The sequence below is a fragment of the Streptomyces sp. NPDC051940 genome (assembly GCF_040680895.1).
Taxonomy (GTDB): Bacteria; Actinomycetota; Actinomycetes; order Streptomycetales; family Streptomycetaceae; genus Streptomyces.
In genome coordinates, this window is sequence record NZ_JBFAXR010000234.1 from 1 (window position 1) to 6251 (window position 6251).

General features: G+C 71.9%; 6 protein-coding genes and 1 pseudogene. All 7 read right to left on the minus strand.

Translation table 11 applies throughout. The features are described from left to right. Positions 1–80: 80 nt before the first annotated feature. Positions 81–839 (minus strand): annotated as a pseudogene (gene fabG, locus AB0M28_RS39555) (3-oxoacyl-ACP reductase FabG); the annotation flags it as partial. Positions 840–885: 46 nt separating this feature from the next. Further along, a complete protein-coding gene (locus AB0M28_RS39560; protein WP_365415536.1) occupies positions 886–1344 on the minus strand; it encodes a MaoC family dehydratase in 459 nt (152 codons plus the stop codon). Next, on the minus strand, positions 1341–2258 hold the full coding sequence (locus AB0M28_RS39565; protein ID WP_365415538.1) for a MaoC family dehydratase N-terminal domain-containing protein: 918 nt from the start codon (positions 2256–2258) through the stop codon (positions 1341–1343). The genes AB0M28_RS39560 and AB0M28_RS39565 overlap by 4 nt, the downstream gene beginning before the upstream one ends. Continuing rightward, positions 2255–3424 carry a thiolase gene (locus tag AB0M28_RS39570; protein WP_365415540.1) on the minus strand — a complete coding sequence of 390 codons (1170 nt, stop codon included), beginning with the start codon at positions 3422–3424 and terminating at the stop codon, positions 2255–2257. The genes AB0M28_RS39565 and AB0M28_RS39570 overlap by 4 nt, the downstream gene beginning before the upstream one ends. Beyond that, on the minus strand, positions 3421–3810 hold the full coding sequence (locus AB0M28_RS39575; protein ID WP_365415542.1) for an OB-fold domain-containing protein: 390 nt from the start codon (positions 3808–3810) through the stop codon (positions 3421–3423). Before AB0M28_RS39575 ends, AB0M28_RS39570 begins: the two co-directional genes overlap by 4 nt. Continuing rightward, on the minus strand, positions 3810–4985 hold the full coding sequence (locus AB0M28_RS39580) for an acyl-CoA dehydrogenase family protein (RefSeq protein ID WP_365415546.1): 1176 nt from the start codon (positions 4983–4985) through the stop codon (positions 3810–3812). Before AB0M28_RS39580 ends, AB0M28_RS39575 begins: the two co-directional genes overlap by 1 nt. Before the next feature lie 8 nt (positions 4986–4993). After that, positions 4994–6136, minus strand: a complete 1143-nt coding sequence (locus AB0M28_RS39585; RefSeq protein WP_365415544.1) for an acyl-CoA dehydrogenase family protein — start codon at positions 6134–6136, stop codon at positions 4994–4996. Positions 6137–6251: the final 115 nt, after the last annotated feature.

The window sequence follows — 6251 nt, forward strand, 5'->3', positions numbered from 1 at the left end:
CGCGCCGTGTTCACCAGCAGCGTGCCGGGCCGCATCAGGTCCAGCCGGCGCGCGTCCAGCAGCCCCCGGGTCTCGGCGGTGTCGGTGGGGCCGCCCGCGACGTAGATGACCTGGCCGGAGACGAAGCCGGCGCCCTCGCTGGCGAAGAAGGAGACGGTGTGGGCGATGTCGTCCGGCGCGCCGACCCGGGCGACCGGGATGGCGGATGCGGCCCGGGCCTTGAAGTCCTGGAAGGTCATGCCGACCCGCTCGGCGGTGGCGGCCGTCATCTCGGTGGCGATGAAGCCGGGGGCGATGGCGTTGACCGTCACGCCGAACTTGCCCAGCTCGATGGCGAGGGTCTTGGTGAAGCCCTGCAGACCGGCCTTCGCGGCGGAGTAGTTGGCCTGGCCGCGGTTGCCGAGGGCCGCGGTGGAGGAGAGGTTGACGATCCGGCCCCAGCCGGCGTCCGTCATGTGCTTCTGCACGGCCTTCGACATCAGGAAGGCGCCGCGCAGGTGCACGCCGATGACGGAGTCCCAGTCCGTCTCGGTCATCTTGAACAGCAGGTTGTCACGGGTGATCCCGGCGTTGTTGACCAGCACCTGCGGTGCGCCGAGCTCGGCGGCGACGCGGGCCACGGCCGCCTCGACGCGCTCGGCGTCGGCGACGTCCACGCCGACGGCCAGCGCCCGGCCGCCGTCCTTCTCGATGGCGGCGACCGTGTCCGCGCACGCCGCCTCGTCCAGGTCCAGGACGGCGACCGCGAAGCCGTCCGCGGCCAGGCGCCTGGCGGTGGCGGCGCCGATGCCTCGGGCGGCACCGGTGACGATCGCGATCTTCTGGGTGTTCTCGGACATGGTGATGCTCCTTGCTGAGGGTGCGGGGGAGGGGCGGAGCGGCAGCTCAGCCGTAGACGCGGACGACCGTCTCGGCGATGCAGGCCGGCTTGTCGGCGCCCTCGATCTCGATGGTGACCTTGTTGACCACCTGGCGGCCGCCGCCGGCGACCTCCTCGGCCGAGACCACGTCGATCGACGCGCGGACCTTGGAGCCGACCCGGACGGGGTTCATGAAGCGGACCTTGTTGAGTCCGTAGTTGACGCCCATCTTCACGCCCTCGATCCGGTACACCTGCTGGGTCAGCACCGGGATCAGGGAGAGCGTCAGATAGCCGTGGGCGATCGTGGCGCCGAACGGGCCGGAGGCGGCGCGCTCCGGGTCGACGTGGATCCACTGGTGGTCGCCGGTGGCGTCGGCGAACGTGTCGACGCGGTCCTGCTCGATCACGACCCAGTCGCCGGTGCCGACGTGGGTGCCGGCCGCGGCGGCGAACTCGGCGGGGGAGGCGAACACTCTGGTCATCGGGGGACTTCCTTACTCGTTCGGTTCAGGGTCACGGTGGCCGTGATGCCCGGGGCGGCGCCCGGGCGTCCGGCGGTGAGGACCGCCCGGTCGTCCTCGGGGAAGCCGCTCACCACGATCTCCTCCGGGGCGAACAACGGCGCACGGGAGCGGAACGCGAAGGAGGCGACCGTCCGGTCGGGCGCGAAGCGGCGCGGCAGTTCCAGCAGCGACAGCGCCAGCAGCGGCCCGTGGACCACCAGGTCGGGATAGCCCTCCACGCCGGTCGCGTAGTCGCGGTCGTAGTGGATGCGGTGGGCGTTGTAGGTGAGCGCGCTGAAGCGGAAGAGCAGCGTGGGGTCGGGCCGCAGGACGTACGACCAGGACGCGGCCGGGCCCGGCTCGGCGGTGTCCGGGATGCGGGCCGCGGCTTGTGCCGGGTCCGGCTGCTTGTACACGAGGTCCTGCTCCTCGACGGTGCGGACCTCCCCGTCGACCAGGTACACATGGCGGACCGTCACCAGCAGCAGCCAGCCGGAGCCGCCCCGCCGCACGCGCAGGTCCGCGATCTCGGAGCGCCGGGTCAGCAGGTCGCCGATCCGGATCGGGGCGCGGAACTCCAGCCGCCCGCCGCCGAACATGCGGCGGCGGTCCGGCAGCGGCGGCAGGAAGAGGCCGCCCTGGCGCGGGTGGCCGTCCTCGCCGAGGTCGCTCTGGGCCGGCCGGTCGAGCAGGTAGAGCCAGTGCCACAGCGGCGGCAGGGCGTCCCCGACGCCGGTGGAGGGAGCCTGCTGGTCCAGCACCCCGGCGAACGCCTTCGCGGGCGCGGCGGTGACGAACTCGGAGTTCTCGACCGGGCCGGGCCGCCAGTCGCGCTCGATCGCGGCGAAGAGCTCCGGCACGGCGTCCGGCTCGTGCCGGACCGCGGCGCTCATCCCAGCGCCTCCTCGGTGCCCAGCAGCGCGGTGGCCTGGCTGGAGAGCACGCCGCCGTTGCCGTTGACCAGGGCGACGCGGGCGCCGTCCCGCTGACGGGCGCCGGCCTCGCCGCGCAGCTGACGCACCGCCTCGATGATCAGGAAGATGCCGTACATCCCCGGATGGCAGTACGACAGGCCGCCGCCGTTGGTGTTGACGGCCAGCTCTCCGCCCGGGGCGATCCGCCCGCCGGAGACGAAGGCACCGCCCTCGCCCTTGCCGCAGAAGCCCAGGTCCTCCAGGAACAGGAGGGTGTTGATGGTGAAGGCGTCGTACAGCTCCACCACGTCCACGTCGGCGGGCTTGAGCCCGGCCATCTCGTAGGCGCGGCGGCCGGAGTCGAGTGCGGCGGTGGTGGTGAGGTCGGGCATCTGCGACATCGAGCGGTGCCAGTGCGCCTCGCCCGCGCCGAGCAGGTACGCCGGCTTGGCGTGCAGGTCACGGGCGCGCTCGGCGGAGGTGAGGATCACCGCGCCGCCGCCGTCAGTGACCAGGCAGCAGTCCTTCGAGGTCAGTGGGTAGCTGATCATCTGCGAGGAGAGCACGTCCTCGACGGTGAGCGGGCCCCTGCCGTAGGTGAAGGCCGCCGGGTTGAGCTGGGCCCAGTCCCGGGCGGCGACCGCCACCTCGGCGAGCTGCTCGCGCGTGGTGCCGTACTCGTGCATGTGGCGGGAGGCGGCCAGCGCGTACATGGAGACGGGGTAGCGCGGCTTGTACGCCTCCTCCCACGGCAGCAGCTTGGTGGGGGAGACCAGCCGGCCCCCGTCGGAGCGCTGGGTGGAGCCGTACGCGATCAGCGCCGTGGTGCACAGCCCGGCCTCGATGGCCGCCGCGGCGTGCAGCAGATGGGAGACGAAGGAGCTGCCGCCGACGTTGGAGCCGTCGCTGTAGCGGGGGCGGATGCCCAGGTACTCGGCCATGTCCAGGGTGGCGAACGGCAGATACGACGAGGCGCAGAAGAAGCCGTCGATCTCGTCCTTGGAGATCCCCGCGTCTTCGCACGCGCGGGCCGTGGCCTGGCCCACCAGGTCGAAGTGGGTCAGGCCGGGGGCGACCAGGCCCAGATCGGACTCGGCGGCGCCGATCACGGCGACGCTGCCGCGCAGGCTCTGCCCGGCGCTCATGCGGACACCTCCTCGGTGGCACCGGCGGGACGGAACACCGCGAGCGGCGCCCCGTCCTCCTCGATCACGGCGACCCGCACGCGGGCGCCGATGGCGACGCCCTCCGCGGTGACACCCTCGACTCGGCTCATCATCCGGAACCCCTCGTCCAGGTCGACCAGCGACACGTTGTAGGGCTCCCGGCCGCGGGCGTGGACCGCCGTCGCGGCGTACACGGTGCCGAGTCCGGCGCTGGTACGCCAGGTCAGCTCTTCGGCGCCGCAGTGCGGGCACAGGACCCGCGGGTAGAAGACGGCGCGCTCGCAGCCGGTGCAGTGCTGGAAGCGCAGCTCGCCCGCGGCCAGGCCCTCGGCGTAGCCGAGGGCGGGGGCGGTGGACGTGCTCATCAGCGGCCTCCGCCGTCGACCCGGTTGCGGGCGATGTGCTGCTTGGCGATGACGCCCAGCTGGATCTCGTTGGTGCCCTCGCCGACGATCATCAGCGGGGCGTCGCGGAAGTAGCGCTCGACGTCGAACTCGGTGGAGTAGCCGTAACCGCCGTGCACCCGGACCGCGTTCAGCGCGATCTCCATGCACACCTCCGAGGCGAACAGCTTGGCCATGCCCGCCTCCATGTCCGCGCGCTTCCCGGCGTCGACCCGGGCGGCGGCGTCCAGGGTGAGCAGCCGGGCGGCGCGCAGCTTGGTGGCGCCGTCGGCGAGGTAGTTGCCGATCGCCTGGTGCTGCCAGATCGGCTTGCCGAAGGTCTCCCGCTCCTGGGCGTAGCGGGTGGCGTCGTTGAGCGCGGCCTGGGCGACGCCGAGGGCGCGGGAGGCGACCTGGATCCGGCCGATCTCCAGTCCGCGCATCATCTGCGCGAAGCCGGAGCCGGAGTCGCCGCCGAGTACGGCGGATTCGGGCACCGTCACGTCGTCGAAGACGACCTCGCAGCTCTCGACGCCCTTGTAGCCGAGCTTCGGCAGATCCCTGGAGACCTCGTACCCGGCCTCCTTCTCCACCAGCAGGATGGAGAAGCCCTTGCCCTGCGCGGGCTCGGTCCGGCACAGCAGCGCGATCAGGCCCGCGCGCCGGGAGTTGGTGATCCAGGTCTTGGTCCCGTTGATCGTCCACTCGCCGTCCGCGAGGACCGCCCTGGTGCCCATGGCCTGCAGGTCGGAGCCGCCGCCGGGCTCGGTGAGCGCCATGGTGGCGCGCAGTTCGCCGGTGGCCATCCGGGGCAGGTACGTCCGCTGCTGCTCGGGGGTGCCGAAGGTGCGGATCAGATAGGTGACCACGGAGTGGCCGCCCATCGCGCCCGAGAGGGACATCCAGCCGCGGGCCAGCTCCTGGGCGACCAGGGCGAAGCAGGCGGTGGAGACGTCCACACCGCCGTGCTCGGCGGGGGCGAGCAGGCCGTACACGCCGAGCTTCTTCATCTGCTCGATGAGCTTCTCGGGGTAGGTGTTCGCGTGCTCCAGCTCCTGGACCGCGGGGAGGACCTCGTTGTCGACGAAGTCGGCGACCACCTCGACGATGGCGCGCTCGTCCTCGGTGAGCTGGGCGGTCAGCGGAATTTCGGTCATCACCATGGTCACTTGACTCCCTTGATGAGCGCCTTGCCGAGGATCAGCTTCTGGATCTCGCTGGTGCCCTCGTAGATGCGGAACAACCGGGCGTCGCGGAAGCAGCGTTCGACCGCCACCCCGCGCATGTAGCCCATGCCGCCGTGGATCTGCACGCCGAGGTCGGCGGCGCGGCCGACCATCTCCGAGCAGAACAGCTTGGCCGCGGAGGGACCGATCCTGCGGTCCGTCCCGGAGTCGTAGTCCCGAGCGGCCTGGAGCACCATCGCCCGGCCCGCGTACACACCGGTCTGTATCTCCGCGAGCATCGCCTGGACCAGCTGGAACTCGCCGATCGGCCGGCCGCCCTGCTTGCTGGACGCGGCGTAGGCGACCGACTCGTCCAGGACGCGCTGGGCCATGCCGACGCACAGCGCGGCGATGTGCACCCGGCCGCGGATCAGCGCCTTCATGGCCTCGCCGAAGCCTGCCCCCTCCTGGCCGCCCACCAGGGCGGAGAGCGGCACCCGGACCTCGTCGAGGAAGACCTCGGCGGTCCAGGCGCCCGCCTGGCCGGTCTTGTGGTCCTTGGGACCGACGGTGACACCCGGCAGGCCCGCCTCGACGAGGAACACCGAGATGCCCTTGGTGCCGTGGCTTTCCACGCCGGTACGGGCGAACACCACGAACAGGTCGGCGAGCGGGGCGTTGGTGATGAAGCGCTTCGCGCCGGAGATCACGTACTCGTCGCCGTCGCGCACCGCGCGCGTGGTCAGCCCGGACGGGTCGGAGCCCGCCTCGGCCTCGGTGAGCGCGAAGGAGGCGACCGCGCCGGCGGCGAGCTTCGGCAGCCAGTGCGCCTGCTGCTCAGGGGTGCCGGCGCTCACCAGCACCTTGCCCGCGATGCCGTTGTTGGTGCCGAACATCGAGCGGAACGCGGGCGTGGTGTACCCGAACTCGAAGGCCAGCTGCACGTCCTCGGTCAGGTTCAGGCCGAGACCGCCGAACTCCTCCGGGAGCGTGTAGCCGAACAGCCCCATGTCCACGGCGGTCCGGCGGACGTCGTGGGGAATCGCGTCGGACGCCTCGATCTCGTCCTCGCGCGGTACGACGTCGTTCGCGACGAACGATCGGACGGTTTCCAGGATCTCCGTGAAGTCGGCCGGGTCCATCGGTTGCTGCCTCTCGGTGGTGTCAGGCGGTGTGGATGCGGGCGTGACCGGACGGCGGGAGCCCCGGCGACGGCTGGCCGGGGCGCCGCGCGCCGGACGCAATCTGCGGATCCAG